Genomic DNA, 20,572 nt, shown 5'->3' on the forward strand with positions numbered 1-20,572 from the left:
CTATACGTTCAGAACAAACTACCCTGCCCCGCGGCACCCGGCGGCCTGAAGCGGCTCAAATCCAGCTCCACACGCTCGCGGTTAAAGCCCAGCCGCCTGCAGGCTTTGACAAAACGCTGGCGCACCAGGTCGGACCACAGGCCCGAGCCCTTCATGCGCGTCGCGAAATCGCTGTCGTAATCCTTGCCGCCGCGCATTTCATGGATGTGCGCCATGATGCGCGCCGCGCGCTGCGGGTAGTGCAGTTCCAGCCACTCTTTGAAGATGGGCGCAAGCTCCCAGGGCAGCCGGATCACATGGTAAAACGCCGAGCGTGCGCCGGCCTCCCAAGCCGCTTCCAGCACCTGCTCCATGTCTTCCGTGACGAAAGGAATGTGCGGCGCCAGGCTCACACCGACCGGCACGCCGTGCTCGGCCAACGTGCGTATGGTGCGCAGGCGCCGGTGCGGCGCGGCCGCGCGCGGCTCGAGTTTGCGCGCCACTTCACCGTCCAGCGTGGTAATGGTCACGTAGATCGCGGCCAGCTTTGCGGCCGCCATGGGCGCGATCAGGTCCAGGTCGCGCTCCACGCCGCTGGACTTGGTGACCAGGGAAAACGGCTGCCCCACCTCTTGCATCAGCTCGATCACGCTGCGCGTCAGCTTGAGCTCGCGCTCTATCGGCTGGTAGCAGTCGGTCGCCGAGCCGATATTGATCAGCTTGGGAACGTAGCTGCGCTTGCCCAGGTCGGCGCGCAGCACCTCGACGATGTTGCGCTTGGCGATCAGCCGCGTTTCAAAATCCAGGCCCGGCGAAAGGTTCAGGTAGCTGTGCGTGGGCCGCGCATAGCAGTACACGCAGCCGTGCTCACAACCACGGTAAGGATTGACCGAATAGTCGAAATGGATGTCAGGCGAATCGTTTTTGCTGATCGCGCTGCGCGCGGTCTCAAACGTGACCTCGGTCTCAGGCCGTGGTGCCTCGCCTGCCGCCTCTTCTTCGAGCGTGCCCCAGCCGTCGTCCCAGGCCGCACGCACGTCTTTCTCAAACCGGTGCGCAATGCGCGTGGCAGTGCCGCGGCCCTTGATGGCGTGGATGGGGATGATAGCGTCGGACATGGGGTGGAAACAGCCGGCCGACAAAATGGGATCGGCCCGAAATACTGTATTTACGTACAGTATATTCAGACCGCCCACTTTCATCAAGCACTTCGTTTCCCGCCCCCTCCTGCCCCTGGGGCGATGGGTCCCACACTGCTTAGCCGAGGCGGATCAGCCCTTCCTGCAAACTCACCGTCGGGCTTGATCGCGCATGGAACTGATTTGATTGAGTTCCTCTGTTGTAAGTTTTGTCATTTTTAAGCTCTCTTGATTAACTGAAGGATGCGGGTGATTTCAAGATATATCTCGGGCCAGTCGGCACAATGCTTTTGATTCATGCGCACGCCGGCCCAGATTCCGGGCTGCCACATGAATCCAGTACCCCCACCATTGCGGGGATCTGCGTGGCTGCAGCCCGCGACAGGTGGCAACCCATCAGGGCCTTTGAGTTGGGTGGCTACGTAATAAGTAAGGTGATCGATGTAATGGTCGCCAGGACCGATCACATGTTTCATGGTGATGGCCTCCAACCCCGGCCGCAGCGTTCTGCGCTCTGCAATCCAACCGTTTAACTCCGCCAGCTTGATAAGCTGGTAGCCGCGTGGCTCAGCCGGAATATGGCTGGAGCGCAGAAAAATTTCAATCGCTACTTCGTAGAAGTTTTTCCCCTGCTCCGGGTAACTTTGCCGATCCGCTCGGCCCGTCAACGGGGTCTTGCTGGGCCAGTAAAAAGTAATGCCGCGAAGGTTGGGACTGCCATACTCCCACGGCCCGGAAAACCATTGCCCGTTGACTTTGAACAACTGCCTCCCAGGTTCAACCGCAGGCTGGACATCGCCGTCGCAAATCTTGTCCAGGCAGGCAACACGTTTTTCCTCGGCCAGTTCGGCCCGCCGTTGGTCATCAGGACCGCAGCCTATCAGCGCGGCCACAGCAATCAAGACATAGCTCAGACGGTACATGCGATATCTCTCGGCAGTTCTTGGTTCACTTGAGATGCAAATTGCAAGAAGCGTTTTTCGTGCTCAATCGTCCTTACCTCCTTCACATCTCCCTCCCCGACTCCTGCACCGCCTTCTGCACAGGCGACAGCAAATACTCGAGCACCGTCCGCTTGCCCTGGTTGATCCCGGCCACGACCAATGCCGCGGTAGCCAGAACCTCGCGCAGAGCCCGTGTCATACCCATTAGCCCAAGCGAACCAGGCCGTCCTGCAAACTCGCCGTCGAATGGATGGCCTGCGCCTGCACACCAAATTGCGCATTCGTCAGCACGTCCTGCGCCTTGCCCAGGCCCATGCCGGCCAGCGTGCCGTCGGCTCCATAGTGGTAGGCCAGGTCGCCGCCAAGCGCTTCGCTGTCGCTGCCCGCAAGGTGGAACTGTGTGAGCCCGTTGCTCAGCGCCCAGCTGCTCAGCCCTGGCGTGGCCGTACGCGCTGCATCAAACGCGCTGACCAATCCCTGGAAGTCAAAGGTCTGCACCTTCTTGTTAAGCAGCGGGTCGCTGGAGTTCGCATCAAAGGCGGCCATGGCTTCTGCCACCAGTTGCAGGTTCAGCACGCTCTGGTTGGCCGTGCTGCCGTACCAGTAGCTGAAGGTGAGCTGGTCGGTGTCGCTGATCTTGAGGATCAGGTCGTTACCGCTCTTTTGCAGGCTCAGCTTGGCGTAGTCAAGGCCGACGCCGCCAAGGCTGACGGTGTCGTCCGGGCCCACGGAGGCGCCGCTCGCATACACCGTATCCTGGCCGTCACCGACATTGAAAGCGATGAGGTCTTTCCCGTTTCCGAGGTTGACCACGTCGTTTCCGGTGCCACCTATAAAGAGGTCCGCAGCGGCGGCGCTGCCGCTCAAATGATCGGCGCCGGCTCCTGCATTGAGGTAATTGCTGCCATTGCCATCCGCGAGCTGGTCGTTTCCTGCATCGCCTTCAAGCACATCGAAGCCACCGGCGCCATCGAGCATGTCGCTGCCGCCAAGCCCTCTCAGCATGTCATTGCTGGTGGCGCCAAGCATGTAGTCATCACCCTGGGTTCCGCCAAACACCACCGCTGCCGCCATCGCGGCGAAGTCGGCTTTGTTCCACAGCGTGCCATCAGCAAATTCGACCTGCTCGATCTTGTAGCCATCGTTCAGATACCAGTGGTACAGCGTGATCACGTCCGTCGTRCCGTCTATGCTCAGGTAAAGATCCCAATTGTTGCGGTTGAGCTTGATGTCGCCGGCCGTCACGGAACTGTCGAAGCGGAGGGTATCGATGTTGCCAGCGGTGGTGTCGTATTCGGCAATGATGTCCGAACCGTTCCCGCGCCTATACAGGTACACGTCGTTGCCGATATTGCCGTTGAGCGTGTCGTTGCCGGCGCCGCCATCGATCACATCACCAAGAATCGATCCCATCACGAGATCATCGCCCGCCGTACCCGCAAACACCGCCATCGCCGCAAGCGCCGAAGTGCCCCAGATCGTGCCGTCAGAAAATTCAACCTGCTCGACCTTGAAGCCATCTTGATCAAACCAGGCTCGCAGCGTGATCCGGTCTGAGGTGCCGTTGATGTTCAGATACAGATTTGAGGCGTCACGAGTCACTTTGACGTCTGCCATGACCACCGAACTGTCAAAACGAAGGGTGTCAATGTTGCCGGTCAGGGAGTCGTAGTCGCTGATGGTGTCCGATCCGTCTCCACGCTTGTAGAGGTAGACGTCGTTTCCGATGCCCCCGTCCAACAGATCGTTACCGCCTTGCCCTTGCAATATGTCGTCGCCTCCAGTGCCCGAGAGAGAGTCATCCCCCGCGGTACCGCGAACAATGCTCAAGTCCAGCAAGTCGCTTTGGTTCCACACCGTGCCGTCGGCGAACTCGACACGCTCGACCTTGTCGGCATCCCCGTCAAACCAGTTGTTCAGGTTGATGCGGTCCGTCGTGCCCGCTATGTTGAGGTACAGGTTGTACTGATCGCGGCTGACATGGATATCCGCCACGGCCACCGAGCCGTCGAAGCGGACTGTGTCTATATTGCCGGCCGACACATCATGGTCCGTGATGGTGTCCCTGCCGTCGCCTCGCTTGTACAGGTACACATCGTTGCCCGCCAAGCCGCGAAGCTGGTCGTCTCCACCGCCGCCCTCCAGCACGTTGTCGCCCCCCGTTCCCTCGATGTAATCATTGCCGTCAGTGCCGCCGAACACCGTAGCATTCGCCATCGCGGCGAAGTCGGTTTTGTTCCACAGCGTGCCGTCGGCAAACTCGACCTGTTCGATCTTGTAGGCATCGTTCAGATACCAGTAGCCCAGTCTGATCACGTCCGTTGTACCGTCTATGCTCAGATAGAGATTCCAGCCGTCGCGATTGAGCTTGATGTCGCCGGCCGTCACGGAGCTGTCGAAGCGGAGGGTATCGATGTTGCCAGCCGTGGTGTCGTATTCGGTGATGATGTCCGAGCCATCCCCCCGCTTGTACAGGTACACGTCATTGCCAATATTGCCGTTGAGCGTGTCGTTGCCGGTGCCGCCATCAATCACGTCGCCGAGGATTGAACCCATCACGAGGTCATCACCCGCCGTCCCGCCAAACACCGCCATGGCGGTCAAGGCCGGGATATCCCACACCGTGCCGTCGGCAAATTGGACCTGCTCGATTTTGAAGGCGTTGTTGTTGTTGCCGTCAAACCAGTATCGCAGCGTGATCCGGTCTGTTGTGCCGTTGATGTTCAGGTAGAGGTTGTACTGGTCACGGGTCACCTTGATATCTGCAACGCCCACCGAATTGTCGAAGCGCACGGTATCAACGTTGCCGGTCTGGGAGTCGTAATCGCTGATGGTGTCCGATCCGTCCCCACGCTTGTAGAGGTAGACGTCGTTGCCGATGCCCCCGTCCAACAGGTCGTTACCGCCTTGCCCTTGCAATATGTCGTCGCCTCCAGTGCCCGAGAGAGAGTCATCTCCCGCGGTCCCACGAACAATGCTCAGGTCCAGCAAGTCACTTTGATTCCATACCGTACCGTCGGCGAACTCGACGCGCTCGACCTTGTCGGCATCGCCGTCAAACCAGTTATTCAGGTTGATGCGGTCCGTCGTGCCCGCTATGTTCAGGTACAGATTGGCCTGGTCCCGGCTGACTCGGATATCCGCCACGGTCACTGAACTATCGAAACGGACTGTGTCGATATTGCCGGCCGACACATCGTGGTCCGTGATGGTGTCCGTGCCGTCGCCCCGTTTGTACAGGTACACGTCGTTGCCGTTATCGCCTCGAAGCGTGTCATTGCCGGCGCCGCCCTCCATCGTATCTGCGTCCCCGGTCCCCCACAGATAGTCATCACCACTGGTGCCAGTAACCACCGCGGCAGCCACCAAGGCCGTCACCTGGGCCTTGTCCCACACCGTGCCGTCGGCAAACTCGATTTGCTCAATCCGGTACCTGTCGTTGAAGAACCAGTTCTTCACCGTGATCACATCGGCCGTGCCCTCTATGTGCAGATAGAGGTGCCAGGCATCACGGGTGATCTTGACATCACTTGCCAGCACCGCATCGCCAAAGCGAATCGTGTCGACATTTCCCACGGTATCGTCGGACTCAGCAATGGTGTCCGAGCCGTCTCCTCGCTTGTAGAGGTAAACGTCGTTGCCCGCGTTGCCGTAGAGCGTATCGTTGCCGGCGCCGCCATCGAACACGTCGCCAAGCATGGATCCCATGATGACATCATCACCCGCCGTGCCCATAAATACAGCCATCGCCGACAGGGCCGAGGTGCCCCATACAGTGCCATCAGCAAATTCAACCTGCTCTATCCTCCTGTCGCCGTTGCCGAACCACTCGGTCAGCGTGATCCTGTCGGCGGTACCGTTGATGCCGAGGTACAAGTTGTTGCCGCTACGCGTCACCTGGACGTCAGACACGGCCACCGTGCTGTCGAAACGGAGCGTATCGACATTGCCGGCCAGGGGGTCGTATTCGTTGATGGTGTCCGAACCGTCTCCGCGCTTGTACAGATAGACGTCGTTGCCGGCACCGCCATTGAGGGTGTCGTTGCCAGCCCCACCGTCGATCACGTCGGCGCCATCGGTACCGGCCAGCATGTCATCCCCGTCGGTGCCCGCAAATACGATGGGGAGCGCATCCACGTCGGCCCTGTGCCAGACCGTTCCGTCGGCGAATTCAATGATCTCGACCTGATGGGCTTCGTCCAGAAACCAGCCATCAAGCGCTATCCGGTCGCTGGTTCCCTCAATCGTCAAAAAGAGGCTGGAACTGTCGCGCGTGAGCCTGATGTCGCCAGGCGCAACCGTTGCGTCAAAACGGAGCGTGTCGATGTTGCCGGCTGTTTCGTCGTAGTCGGAGATCTCGTCGTTGCCACTGCCGCGACCGAAGAGGTACACGTCGTTACCCGTTCCGCCCTCGATTTCGTCGTTACCTTCGCCGCCATCGAGGGTGTCATTACCTGTACCGCCGTTGAGGTAGTCGTTGCCCGCACCACCGTCGAGGATGTCGTCACCGCCGTTGCCAAGCAGGTCGTCATCGCCACCGAGCGCATTGAGCGTCTCGGAGGCCTCCGTGCCATACAGGACATCGTTGCCTTCGGTAGCCGGCGCCAGGGTAACCAGGCTTTCCATCATGGCTGCATCCCAGACCGTGCCATCGGAAAATTCAACCCGCTCAATCCGGCTCCCCTCGTCGCCGAACCAGTCATTGAAGGCAATCTTGTCGCCCGTGCCCTCAATCTGCAAGTACAAGTCAACGGCACTCCGGGTCACCTTGATGTCCGAGGCCGTGATCGTGCCGTCGTAAAACCGCAGCGTGTCGATATTGCCGACGGTCTCGTCATAGTCACTGATACGGTCTGAGCCGTCGCCCCGGCTGTACATGTACACGTCGTTGCCGGCGCCGTCGTTCAGGCTGTCGTCACCGGTCCCGCCGGCCAGCAAGTCGTCGCCCTCGCCACCTTCCAGGTAATCGTCGCCGCTGCCGCCATCGATGACGTCGTTGCCGCCGCGGCCGTACAGGAGGTCGACGCCGCCCAGGCCCAGCAGCAGCTCACCATCCTCAGTTCCTTCCAGGTAGTCGTCGCCTTCCGAAGGGCCGAACACCGCCATGGCTTCCAGGTCTACCTGGTTCCACACAGTGCCGTCGGCAAACAGGACACGCTCGACCTGGTAGGCCTCACCCTGCAGCCAGTAATTGAGCTGGATGCGGTCCTGGGTGCCGTCTATGCTCAGGAACAAATGGCCAGAGGAGTCAAAGGTGACCTTGACATCGGCCACTGAAATGCCGCTGTCGAAGCGCACGGTGTCGATGTTGCCGAGAGTCTCGTCATACTCATCGATGATGTCCTGGCCGTCGCCGCGCTTGAACAGGTAGACGTCATTGCCTGCGCCGCCGCTCAGCAAGTCGTTGCCGCCCTGGCCATCCAAAATCTCGAAGGCATCCGAGCCGTCCAGTACATCATCCGCTTCGGTTCCGGTGATAAGCACCGGCAACCTGGCTTCCAGGTCCGCCTTGCCCCACACCGTTCCGTCGGCGAACTCGACCTGTTCCACCGTGTCTGCGCCGTCGGCAAACCAGTTGCTGATCTCGATGCGGTCCGTGCTGCCGTCCATGCTCAGGTAAAGGTTGAGCCCTTCGCGGCTGACCCTGACGTCCGCCACGCTGACGGAGTCGTCGAAACGCACGGTGTCTATATTGCCGGCCATTTCGTCGTACTCGACGATGACGTCGGAGCCGTCTCCCAGGCTGTACAGGTAGACGTCGTTGCCTTTACCTCCGTACAGAATGTCGTTGCCTTGCATGCCTTGCAGGGTATCGTTGCCTATGTCGCCCGAGAGGTAGTCGTCGCCTGCCGTGCCCACCACATTGAGGCTAATGACGCTTGCCGAGGCGGCCAGGGTTTGCAGGTCCCACACGTTGCCATCGGTGAACTGCACCTGCTCGATCTTGAACTGGTCTCCCACGAACCAGTTCCTGAGCTTGATGCGGTCGCCGCCCCCTGAGATGTTCAGGTACAGGTTGTCCTGGTCGCGTGTGAGCGTGACGTCGCCAGCCAGCACGCTGGCATCGAAACGCACGGTGTCGATGTTGCCTGCGGTGGCGTCCAGGTCGTACAGGTAATCCGAGCCGTCTCCGCGCTTGTACAGGTACACGTCGTTGCCGCCTGCCGTGTCGAAGATGTAGTCGTCTCCGCCAGCGCCGTCGAAGGTATTGTTGCCGGCACCTCCGGTGATAAGGTCCATGCCTTCGGTGCCGACAAAGTTGGACGTGGCCGCCAACGTGGCCTCGTCCCACACGCTGCCGTCAGCGAACTCGACACGCTCGACCCTGTAGGCGCTGTCAAGGAACCAGTTGGCCAGGGTGATGCGGTCGGTCGTTCCGCGGATGTTGAGGTACAGGTGCTGCTGGTCGCGACTGGCGATGACGTCGCCGGCCAGCACCGTGCCGTCAAAGCGCACGGTGTCTGTGTTGCCTGCAGTCTCATCGTATTCAATGATGCTGTCGGAGCCATCTCCCCGGCTATACAGGTACACGTCGTTGCCCTCACCACCGTACAGGGTGTCGTCTCCAGTTCGCCCTTCGAACACGTCTGCTGTGCTTGTGCCCGCCAATGTGTCGTCTGCGCTTGTGCCGGATACGGTGACCACCGTGGCCTCCCCTGCGCCGATAGCCAGACTGAACCCAGCAGAGGTGCTGGCGCCGAAACTATCGGAGACGGTGATCTTCAACGACAGTGAGCCGCGATCGCTTGAACCGGGTGTACCGCTGAAGCTCCGCGTTGCGATATCGAAGGCCAGCCACGCGGGCAAGGCATCCCCGTTGTCCAAACTGGCGCTGTAGGTCAGCACGTCGCCTTCATCCATGTCAAGGAAAGTGCCGGCCGGCAACGTGTAACTCCAGACCGCCTCTTCAGTCACACTTTGGTTGCCAATGGCATTGACAATCATGGGCGCATCGTTCGTATTGGCAATCGCCAGGACAAAGGCACTCGAAGCGGTCGCGCCACCAACATCGGTGGCCGTGACGCGAAGCGTCAGGCTTCCAACGTCCGCGTTCAGAGGCGTTCCGCTGAAGGTGCGCGTGACTGCATCAAAACTCAGCCAACCCGGCAACGCATCTCCGTTATCCAGCGTAGCGCCATAACTCAGGCTGTCGCCCGCATCCATATCGGCGAACGTGCCAGCGGGCACCGTGTAGCTCCAGCCGGCATCTTCCTCCGCACCCTGACCGGAGATTGCGATGGCAACCATCGGTGCGTCATTGACGTTGGCCACGTCGATGTTGAAGATGCTGTTCGCGGTGGCGCCTGCCATATCGGTTGCAGTGACTTTCAGCGTCAGGCCGCCCGCGTCCGCGTTTTGCGGCGTTCCGCTGAGCGTGCGCGTCAGCGCATCAAAGCTCAACCACGAAGGCAGCACATCACCATTGCCCAGCGTGGCGCTGTAGCTCAGGCTGTCACTCGCATCGATATCGGAGAACGTACCGGCAGGTATCGTATAGCTCCAGGCCGCATCTTCCGTTGCACCCTGCGCGGAAATCGCGGTGGCCACGATGGGGGCGTCGTTGGTATTGGCAATCGCCACGGTAAATTCGCTCGACACATGGGCGCCGCTGGCATCCGTCGCCGTGACGCGCAGATTCAGATTTCCGACATCCGCGTTCAACGGTATGCCACTGAATGTCCGCGTGCTTGCATCGAAGCTCAGCCAGCCCGGCAAAGCGTCTCCGTTTCCCAGCGCGGCGCTGTAGACCAGGCTGTCTCCGGCGTCCGGGTCGGAGAAAGTACCGAGCGGCACCGTGAAACTCCATGCGGCATCTTCGCCCGTAGCCTGGTCGGCAATGGCACTGGCTTCGGTGGGCGCATCGTTCGTATTGGTCACGGCCACGCTGAAGATGCCGCTGGCGGTGGCGCCGGCCGCATCTGTGGCATCGACTTTGAAGCTCATGTTGCCGACGTCGGCGTTGCCGGGTGTACCGCTGAAGGTACGGGTCACCGCATCAAAGCTCAACCAGGCCGGCAGCGCATCGCCATTTCCGAGCGTGGCGCTGTAGCTCAAACTGTCGCCCGCATCCGCGTCAGCAAACGTGCCGGCCGGCACCGTGTAAGTCCAGGCCGCGTCTTCCGTCGCGCTTTGCCCGGAGATCGCGCTTGCGACGGTCGGTGCATCGTTGACATTGGTCACCGCTACGCTGAAGGTGCTGCTGGTGCTGGCGCCCGCCGCATCGGTGGCGGTCAGCTGGAGATTGAGGATTCCCACGTCGGCATTGCCGGGTGTTCCGCTGAAGGTCCGGGTCGCCGTATCGAAGCTCAGCCAACTCGGCAAGGCATCTCCGTTTTCCAATGTTGCGCTATAGCTCAAGCTGTCGCCGGCATCCGCATCGGCAAAGGTTCCCGCAGGCACGGTAAAACTCCAGGCCGTGTCTTCCGTGAGGCCCTGGCCCGAGATCACGCTGGAGACGATCGGGGCATCGTTAACGTTGGCCACCGTCGCGATGAAAACGCTGCTGGCGCTGGCGCCCGCCAGATCGGTGGCCGTGACCTTGAGGCTCAGGCTACCGACTTCGCTGTTGCCAGGTGTTCCGCTGAAAGTGCGGGTAATGGCATTGAAGCTCAGCCAGCCCGGCAACGCATCGCCGTTGGCCAGCGTGGCGGTGTAGCTCAGGCTGTCGCCCGTGTCCACATCGGCAAACGTGCCTGCTGGCACGGTGTAGTTCCAGGGCGCGTCTTCCGACGCCGGCTGACTGGCAATTGCCAGGGCCACGACAGGTGCATCGTTGGTGTTGGCTATGGCCAAACTGAAGGTGTTGCTGACGCTGGCGCTGGCAGCATCTGTGGCGGTCACCTTCAAGCCCAGGTTGCCGACGTCGCCGTTCAGCGGCGTTCCGCTGAAAGTACGGGTGGTGGCATTGAAGCTCAGCCAGCCCGGCAATGCATCTCCGTTAGCTAGCGTGGCGCTGTAGCTCAAGCTGTCACCCGCATCCACATCGGCAAACGCGTCCGCTGGAACCGTAAACGACCATGCCGCATCTTCGGCGGCCGACTGGTTCCCAATGCCGGCGGCCAGTGTGGGGGCGTCGTTGGTATTCGTGACCGTCACCGTGAAGTTGCTGAAGGCGCTGGCTCCCGCGGAGTCGGTGGCGGTGACGCGCAGGCCGACAAGCCCGACCTCCCCGTTCGATGGTGTTCCGCTGAAAGTTCTGGTCACGGCATTGAAGCTGATCCAGCCTGGCAACGCATCGCCGTTGGCCAGCTTGGCGCTGTAACTCAGGCTGTCGCCCAGATCCACATCGGCGAATGCGCCGGCGGGAACCGTAAAACTCCAGGCCGCGTCTTCCGCCGTTGGCTGGTTGCCCAAAGCATTGACAAGGGTAGGCGCATCATTGGTGTTGCCAATGGTGACCGTGAAAGCGCTGGACACAACGGCGCCGCTGGTATCCGTCGCCGTGACGCGAAGATTGAGGTTTCCCACATCCGCATTCGACGGTGTGCCTGCAAAGCTTCTTGTTTGCGCATCAAAACTCAACCAAGAGGGCAACGCGGATCCATCCGCAAGGCTTGCGCTGTAGCCCAGGGTATCGCCGACCACCGCATCGGCGTCGGTGAAAGTGTTTGCCGGGACCGTGAAAGTCCAGGCGGCGTCTTCGTTCACAGCCTGCCCCGCGAGGGGACTGGCCACGACAGGCGCAAGATTGGCCAGGGCGGTAAGCTGAGCCACGCCCCAGCTGCCTCCCTCGGCAAAGCTGACCTGTTCGATCTTCTGCGCGCTGCTCGCAAACCAGTTTTTAACCGTGACGCTGTCGCCGGCACCGTAGCTCAACACCAGATTCTGGCCTGACCGGGAGACCGTGACAGATGCCGGCGCAATGCCGGGCCCAAACGACACGGTGTCGGTATTTCCCACCGTGCTGTCATTCTCTTCAATGGTGTCCGGTCCATCGCCGAGGGAGAACAGGTAACTATCGTTGCCAGCACCACCGCGCAGCAGATCGGCCCCGGCTTTCCCACGCAGGCTGTCCGCACCGGCATCACCGTCGAGTATGTTGTCGCCGCTGTTGCCCAGCAAGCTATTCGCCAGGCTGTTTCCCGTCGCGTTGGTATTGCCAAAGCCCGAGAGCGTGAGATTTTCAAGGTTGGCACCCAGGCTATAGCTAAGAGCACTGACAACGGTGTCAGTGCCTTCGCCAGCGCTTTCGGCAACCGTATCGCCGGCCGCATCCACATAGTAGGTATCGTCGCCAGAGCCCCCGGCCATGGCGTCCGTCCCTACCCCGCCATCCAGCACGTCATTGCCGGCGCCGCCGCTCAGCGTGTTGTTGCCGCTGTTGCCGCTGATCTGGTTGTCCAACGTATTGCCGGTTCCGCTCAGGTTGGAGCTTCCGGACAAGACCAGATTCTCCGTGTTGGCACCCAGGGTGTAGCTCAGGCTGGCGACCACCGTGTCAGTGCCCCCTGCCAGGCTCTCAGTGACGGTGTCGCCCGCATTGTCCACAACAAACACATCATCGCCGGTGCCGCCGCTCATGGCATCCGCCCCTGCCCCGCCGTCCAGCACGTCGTTGCCGGCCCCGCCCGACAGGGTATTGGCCAGGCTGTTGCCCAGCAGCGTGTTGTCAAGGTTGTTGCCTGTCAGCGTGGTGGCCGAGCCGAACAACGCGCCGTTTTCCACATTGGCCTCAAGCGCCAGGTTCACATTGGTATAGACGGTATCGATGCCGGCATCGGCCTCCTCGAACGCGGTATCACCCGCGTTGTCGAAATAGAAGGTGTCGTTGCCTGCCCCACCCGACATGACGTCGGCGCCTTGCGCACCGTCGATGATGTTGTCGGCGGAGTTGCCCACCAGGATATTGGAAACATCATTGCCTGTGGCATTGATATTGCCGGTGCCCGTAAGCGTGAGGTTTTCGAAGTTGTTGCCCAAGGTCCAGGAGACAGAGGACTCCACCTTGTCCGTTCCTTCGTTGAAGTTCTCATAGGCGGTGTCGAGCTGGTCCTCCACCACATAGGTATCGCTTCCCGCGCCGCCCAGCATGCTGTCGGCCTCGGCGCCGCCATCCAGCCGGTTGCTGCCCGCATTGCCCACCAGGCGATTGCGTTGCGCATTTCCGGTGGCGTTGAGGTTGCCTGCGCCAGTCAGCGTCAAGGCTTCGACGTTGTCGCTGAGGGTGTAGTTCACACTCGACTGCACACTGTCGTAGCCGCCGCCGGGAAGCTCGTTGATCGTGTCACCCACGTTGTCGACGATGTAGCTATCGTCGCCTGTGCGCCCTGTCATGCTGTCGGCTCCAGCGAGGCCGTTGATGGTGTTTGCCCCGGCGTCGCCGGTCAGGGTGTCATTGCCGATAGTGCCCGTGACCGCACCGGGCGTCGCCGGCGCAAAGACAAAATGGCTGGCATTGAGTTGCGAAGGCGAGACACCCCGTATATTGAGGTTGAGCGACTGTGCGCCGTTACTGACCGAAATGCGCGCGAACTGCACACCATTGATGCTCAGATTCTGGATGCCCAGGTCAGCCAGGCTGGTGATCCAGCCAAAGGCGCGCAGGTCGATTTTTTCGCCCACCTGGTTGGGATCAAAATCTGCAATCAGGTTGGATGCGCTGAAAGTGCCACCGGCAGCGCTGAAGCCCGCATTGCCACCGCCATTGGCCAGCACTTTAAAGACATCCGCGCCGGCCCCGCCGACACGCGTTCCGTAGTAGCCAAACGTCGTGCCGTTGACCGTTCCCACATCGCCGTCGAGGGTAATGAGGTCGTCGCCGGCTCCCCCATCCAGGTGATCAACGCCCGTATTTCCAATCAGGTAGTCATTGCCGTCTTCGCCGTACTCGACATCATTGCCGCTGCCACCGACCAACCAATCGCCTCCACTGCCGCCGTACAACGTGTCGTTGCCCGAGCCACCCTCGATCCAGTCGGCGCCAGGCACAGGGGTGTAACCAGGATAGTCCCCCCAAATAGTGTCGTTGCCGTTGCCGCCGTCAATAAGGTCATTCGCGCTGGTAGCACCCACCACGTCATCTCCCGCAAGGGCTGTAGCTCGCAGGTCCCCGAAAGTCGAGGTGATCAGCTGGTTGTCCACGCCGGTGGTACCCAGCCAAAAACCCGGATTGTTCCAGCGGATCGCATATTCGTCGACAAAACTGGCGTCGGACACAAACACGAAGTTCTGCTCAGACACCTGCGCGACCGTCGTGTTGGACAGAATAATGAATTGCCCCTGGCCCAGGCCAATCTGCACGTTGGCGCCAACCTGGGTCAAGCTGAGCTGGGTTGCATCCGTGACGCTATCAAACCCAACGAGCACGATCTTTTCTGCGCCTGAAGCTGTATTGAAATCGACGATCGTGTCGGTGCTGCCCGCGTCTTTTTGCACCACAAACAAATCATCTTCCGTTCCGCCGGTCAAGGTGTCGTTGCCATATCCACCTTCGAGCCGGTCAAGGCCGCCTCCACCGGTGATGTTGTCGTTACCTCTTCCACCGATCAGCACGTTAACGCCGGCACTACCGAGCAATGTGTCGTTGCCATCACCGCCAAAAGCCTTGTCGATGTCGCCATTGAGCGTCAGCGTTTTACCCGCCAGCGTGCTGGTGCTGCCGTTGTTCAGGTTGATGGTGCTGTTGCCGGTGACGGCGCTGGCGTTGATGATGTCGCTGCCACCGTTGGTGTCCGTCAGCGTCGTGCGACCAGCCGTGCTGGCAAATTCATTGGTGTAGACGTACACGTCATCGCTGTCGGAAGTCGCGCCATACAGGTCCAGCTTCCAGTTCTTCAGTGTGCCCGTGCTGCCCGTTGCCGCATCAATGACCTGCAGCGTCCAGTTTCCACCGCTGGTCTCACCGCGCACATGGGTGGTATTAAAGCTGAAGCTCAAAGTACCCGAGGTGGCATCGCCCAGATCACTCGCGGCGCTACCCGGCGCCTTGCCTGGGCGATTCACCAGGATGCTTTCGGTGCCGGTGGGCGAGATCAGCTTGATGATCAGGTCGCCCCAGCGCTGGTGAGTCAGCTCCAGTGTCACCTGCGCGGTTTCCACGTCCAGGCCTGCCGCCATGGTGAGCGTCTGCGTCAGCACTCCAGCCCCATCGGGTATGGCGGCATTCAGCGTAGCGCTGCTGGCCGTTTTTGTTTGCTCGTTCCAGGTGGTAGTCTGGCCATACCAGGTCTCAGCCAGGCGCACCGCCGCACGCGCGTCAACCTTGCCGAAGCCGTAGTCGTGGCTGGCGTGCATGCCGCCGCCGTTCCAGTTCTTGGCCGTGTTGTAGGTCCAGTCCGTGCCGTTCGGGTCGGCGAACTGGGTGGCGCTCATGGCCAGGATGGTTTGAATGTCCCGATAGCCCAGCTTCGGATTGGCTTCTAACATCAAAGCGATCACACCGCTCACGATAGGCGCGGCAAAGCTGGTGCCCTGGCTCGTGTTGTACTGGCTGCCAAAGGTGGAGCCATTGTCGGCAATCAGCTCGCGGCTGGTGGAATCGATATTGCTTCCGGGAGCCGATACCAGGATGCTGGAGCCGGGGTTGCTGAAGGGCTTGCTGCCCATCTGCAAGGTGCCCAAGTCACCGGGCGCGTTGATGCTGCCCACCGTGACGACCGCGCGGTTGGCGGTGAGCGCGTTGTAGTTCGTGTTGGCGCCATGTTCGCGGTCGTTGCCGCCCGCCATGACGATGGCTGTTCCCAGGCCGCCGCGGCCGTTGCTCACCGCGTCCAGCATTCCGTTTTCAAGCAAACCGACAGGCGTCACATTGAGCAGAAAGTTGGCCGTGGGCCCCCAGCTGTTGTTCACGACGTCGTAGTTCTTGAACTTGGCCAGAGCAGCAGTGATCTCCTGGTTGAGCTGGGTCACTTCCAGCCCTTCACCCTGGATGTAGTGGCCTGCCAGGCTGGCGTTATAGGCCACGCCGACACCGCCTTCGCCGTTTCTGGCAGCGACCATCACCCCTGCGACCATGGTGGCGTGGTTGCTGAAGGTTTGCGGTGTGCCGTTGTTCCCATTGGCATCCAGGGTATTGAGCCAAGCTTTGTCCGCATTGGGGGCCAAATCAGGATGGCGGTAGTCAAAAACCTCCGGCCCTGTGCTAAAGGGCCCGCCGGGTTCGAATTGCCCTATCTTGATGCCTTTGCCGCTGTAACCCCGACCCGCAGCCTGCTCGGCAACCGTGCCCCACGCGGCGATGACATTGGTGTCCGACAAGTACCACTGTTCCACGACCAAGGGGTCACTGGGCAGGTCTGCGGTTTGCAGGTAGACCGCCGCCTTCATGGGCTCGGTTTGTCCCGTGCCGGAGGTAACCTGGGTGTAGTTACCCTGGGCATCCTGCACCTTGTATTTAAAGCTCATCACGCCGGTGTAGTTGGCATCGGGCGTAAACAGCACGTCACCCTGTGCGGTCAGGCTGACGGTACCGCCTTTCGCCTCAAGCACCGCGGTAATGCTGAGTTGGGATATATCACTGTCCCAATCCCTGTCATTGGCCAGCAACTGGGTTCTGGAAAGCAGGTGTGCAGTGGTTCTACTCAACGCAGCTCCGCTGCTATTTACCGTGAGGATGTCTTTGACAGGCAGCGGGGCGGCCAGTGTCAGGTCGACACGGGAAACATCCGAGAAGCTGAGCTTCTCAATATTGGTCAAAGTATCCGCACCGTCCTGGCCAGTCCGGGTGTCGACGACGCGAAAGGTCGTACCGCCCGACGCTTCGTCCCTGATCCTGGTGATCCGGTAGTCGGCGTAAGACCCTGAGTACTCAGCCACGTCAATGCCGTCACCGCCGTTGAGCTTGTCATCCCCTCGGCCGCCTATCAGTACATCGTTGCCGGCGCCGCCACCTAAAGTGTCATCTTCCAGACCGCCGTCGAGCACGTCGTCGCCCTGCCCGCCGAGCAATTGATCTTGCCCGCGATGGCCGCGTATCAGGTCATTGCCGGCGCCGCCGTCAATAAAATCTGCGCCGTCTTCGCCGCTCAGCACGTCGTTGGCCGCGCCACCGATAATCATGTCATCTCCAGCGCCGCCGCGCACGAATACCGTGCTTCGGCCGCCCCCGATGAAGACGTCGTTGCCGTCGCCACCGACGGCAATCTCAATATTGCTCTGGCTCAAGTTCAGCGTGACGCTCTGGCTGCCTATAACCTGAGCGATGTCCAGGCCGTCACCACCATTGATGCCGGTATCACTGGCATCGATCAGCAGCACGTCGTCGCCTGCGCCACCATTGAGGTTGTCGGCACCCAGGCCACCTGCCAGCCAGTTGTTTTGTGCATCGCCGGTGAGGATGTCGTTGCCTGCGCCGCCCGTGATGTTCTTGACACCCAGTGTCGTGGCCGACAGCGATTCAGACACGGCGGCAATAGTGTTCTGCGAAACAAATGCCGCCGTGGCGGCGCCACCGTTCACCAGGTTCTCTGTAGAGACGATGATGCCGCTACCGGACTGGGTGATGGTGCTGCCGGCCGGGTTGGCCAGGAAGTTGGCGGCGACGGCCTCCCGCGTGATTCCATCTTGAGTAAAGTTTCCCTTGGCCAGTACTTCGTTGCCATCGCGCACTTCACCACTTTGGGCCGTGGTGTTCAGGTTAATGGCGGTGATGCCGAGATCAGAAAAGGTCTTGAGTTCACCCGCGTCTGTCTTGCCGTCGTGGTTGGCATCCACCCACACACGGAGTTCGCTCCAGGCCGCGTCGGCGCTGGTGAATTGATTGTCATGGTTGGTGTCCAGCGACTTCAACGCGGCGAAACCATTGGCAAACGGTTTCGTTCCCGCCATGCCGTTGCTGCCCGCAACGCCGTTGTAGTACTCGCTGAGCGTCTCGCTGATGTTGTTGATTTTTCCATCGTGGTTGATGTCGTGCACCACGATTCCATCCTGGGACGAAACCCAGCCGGTTTGTTCCAACGAGCCACCGTCGTTGTCCGCATCAAAAAGAACGGGGGAGTCGGTGTAGTTGGTGAGCCTGACGCCGTCGCCGTTGAGATCCAGCACCAAGGGGTCGACAGGGATTTGGTAGAAATTGCTGGCGGCGGCGTTATTCAAGCTGCTGCCGAACAGGCTGTAATTAATCGCACCGGCGCCTGGGTCGGTATTGCCGGTGGGGGCCGGCACGTTAAGGCCGATGCCGGTTGAGGCATTGATATTTAACCCTATGTTGCTATTACCAGGCCGGAAGCCATCGGTGATCGCGTAGCCCGCTGCCGCCTGGTTACCGCCTGCGGTGTTGACATCCCAGAAATTTCCAATGCTTACGGTGTAGCCGTCCGTGCTCACCACGTTGTTGCTTGTTCTGCTGGGGCCGCCGCTGGTGCTGTCGGGGGTCGGGGTTTGGCTGGGAGTGGCATTCGTCGTGGCAGTAGCGACGTTGACCAAATTGGTCGTGCCGAAGTGTTCGGTGGTTTGTCCACCAGTAGTCGCATTCAATACACCGCTGTTGGTGTTGTAGCTTAGTTGGCCTGCGGTATATGGGATTTCGGTCCCGCTTGGTTCATACACGAAACCGCTTCCGTCGCCATTGATCTGGGCAATCAGTCTTCCTGAGCCGAACTCGTAAACGTGCTTATGGGTATCAAGATCGGATACGGAATCAAAGGCGATGGTGTTGTTTTGTGCGACGGTGTAGTTGGTACCGTTGGTAACGAAGTTACCTCCCGCATCTTTGAGTTGATAAGTAGCGACACCTGTTGAAATGTTGGTGGTTTGTGTGATGCTGTAACCAGCGGACGCGCCTTCGTTTGAGAGAGCGAAAGTCTCAAAAGCGAAGGTTTCTGTCGTTAGTTTTACCTTGGAGGTAGCACTAACAACCATCTTGTTTGGTGCTGCCTTGATGATGTCTACGAACGCATCACCTGTTTCGACACGAGTTCCAGTTGTCGTTTCTGTGATCTTAATTTTCGTATTTGGTGTACTGCCAAAGAACACATCTGATATGGACTGTATGATTTGCGATGTCCAGGGCACCTTCTGATCAGTTCGAGAAAACGATCCATTGATTACTTGAGAGGAAAACTTGCCGAACTGCGGCAACATTTGATTTATTTCTACGTCAGCGCGCGCCATCTGGCGATTCAAAAAATAACCCACAGAACCCGGCAACGAATCGACAGGTATATTGGCATCAACAGCCCTGTTGTATGAGGTCATGAAAACATCTGCGTACCAGCTCAAACTTTTCGATTCGGCCACGGTCCTGTAGCCTGACGTGTCAACCCCCAAGTAGTAGTCGCCTAAGCTGAATGGTGTGCTTCCAGCCCAGTCACCCATCGTGCCGCCAAAAATCTCCATTACGCTTCGTGCATCTCTGGGCGCCAAACCGCTCTCTCCCGCCGCCTCACTAATTTGACCGGGGAGGACGGTTCCGAAGCCTTCGAGAATTAGCTGTGTTATTCCTTGTCCGAGCTTGTTTGATCCATACGTGAAAAACTCATTCGAAATGGGAATTTTTTTTTCACCAAGAGCGGTCTGCGTTTCAGTTCGAACATACTGAAAAACTAGATCCTTCGGATCTCCCGTATTGACGTGAATAGCAATATCTAACCAATTCTTTGTTCCTTGACTAACATCACTGCGATTCTTTAGGTCGTTGTAAATGATTTGATAGATTGGAGCGTATTGGCCGGGAGTAGTGCTTGGTTGTGTTGGTAATCTGTTTGCAATCAGTCGAATCTGCGCAATCGCGTCATCCGAAAGCGTATACCGCACTTGAGGTGTATCTATGGCCATTGAATATCTCCTGATTTTTTAAATGAAAATTAACGGATTAAAAATGAATCCAGCCTTGCTATCAGCCTGCTGTGGATGGTTGACCAACGCTCTAGTTCCTTGTGATCAAACCAATAGAACAAATGCAAGCCTTGCCACATAGAGCTAACTTCGCAAATAGGGTTCGGCAGACCAAAACCCGTGCACTTGATACTTGTAATTCCATTGGGGGCGTTAGAAACAATGTATTGCCTGTCAATCCGGTTGATGTCGGTTCCAGGCGTGATTTTTAGTCGAGTGTCTTGATATGCTTCCAACTGGTAGATATCGAAGATTGGCGCTCTAACCCAGCTCGCCGGTAAAGGCTGCGTAATATCTGGCGACGTCTGTCTGCCAGGCAGCCAAACAGTCGCATAGCTTGGTTTAGGAGTCTTATTGGTATCCGAATGCGTCAAACCGGACATGGTTTCGAGGCTCAATAGCATAAAGAGGCCCGATACGTCCCAACCGGGTGCCGTCTGCGCGAGGCGGCGCGCCTCCTCTGCATATTTGCGATGAGAAATTTCGCTAGATTCCAAATAAGAAGCGGGTACTTTTAGTCGAACTCCCTGAATTTTTAGGTAGTACGGGTCAATTGGCATGAGGTCTTTCTCAGATTTGCAAGCTACGACCGCGATCATCAAAAGTAGCATCGCTATGGATAAATCGATCGTGCGTTTGAAGTGTGTCATCAATACCCCATGCCAACGATTGGCACCTCGTTGCTATAAATCAGCCTTGCATCAACAACACTAGTGCTGATTAAGAAGTTGAGAGAGA

At 59.2% G+C, this 20,572-nt stretch carries 5 protein-coding genes; all 5 read right to left on the reverse strand.

What is annotated here, in order from left to right; all coding sequences use genetic code 11:
• Positions 1-8 precede the first annotated feature (8 nt).
• A complete protein-coding gene (locus AC1D1Y_RS11260) occupies positions 9-1,097 on the reverse strand; it encodes a PA0069 family radical SAM protein (RefSeq protein ID WP_477682421.1) in 1,089 nt (362 codons plus the stop codon).
• 239 nt (positions 1,098-1,336) lie between these two features.
• Entirely contained in the window at positions 1,337-2,041 is a 705-nt protein-coding gene (locus AC1D1Y_RS11265; RefSeq protein ID WP_477682422.1) for a hypothetical protein, read from the reverse strand.
• Between the two features lie 82 nt (positions 2,042-2,123).
• Positions 2,124-2,261, reverse strand: a complete 138-nt coding sequence (locus AC1D1Y_RS11270; protein WP_477682423.1) for a hypothetical protein — start codon at positions 2,259-2,261, stop codon at positions 2,124-2,126.
• A gap of 5 nt (positions 2,262-2,266) precedes the next feature.
• Complete coding sequence (locus AC1D1Y_RS11275; RefSeq protein ID WP_477682424.1) at positions 2,267-19,774, reverse strand: calcium-binding protein; 17,508 nt, start codon at positions 19,772-19,774, stop codon at positions 2,267-2,269.
• Between the two features lie 29 nt (positions 19,775-19,803).
• Positions 19,804-20,484, reverse strand: coding sequence for a hypothetical protein (locus AC1D1Y_RS11280; protein ID WP_477682425.1), 681 nt, complete (start codon positions 20,482-20,484; stop codon positions 19,804-19,806).
• Positions 20,485-20,572 lie beyond the last annotated feature (88 nt).

This window comes from Polaromonas sp. P1_G1, from assembly GCF_056405595.1.

Excerpts from the sequence above, each read along its gene's own strand:
- AC1D1Y_RS11280 (WP_477682425.1), bottom strand. The coding sequence starts at position 20,484 with ATGACACACTTCAAACGCACGATCGATTTATCCATAGCGATGCTACTT.
- AC1D1Y_RS11270 (WP_477682423.1), bottom strand. The coding sequence starts at position 2,261 with ATGACACGGGCTCTGCGCGAGGTTCTGGCTACCGCGGCATTGGTCGTG.
- AC1D1Y_RS11265 (WP_477682422.1), bottom strand. The coding sequence starts at position 2,041 with ATGTACCGTCTGAGCTATGTCTTGATTGCTGTGGCCGCGCTGATAGGC.
- AC1D1Y_RS11260 (WP_477682421.1), bottom strand. The coding sequence starts at position 1,097 with ATGTCCGACGCTATCATCCCCATCCACGCCATCAAGGGCCGCGGCACT.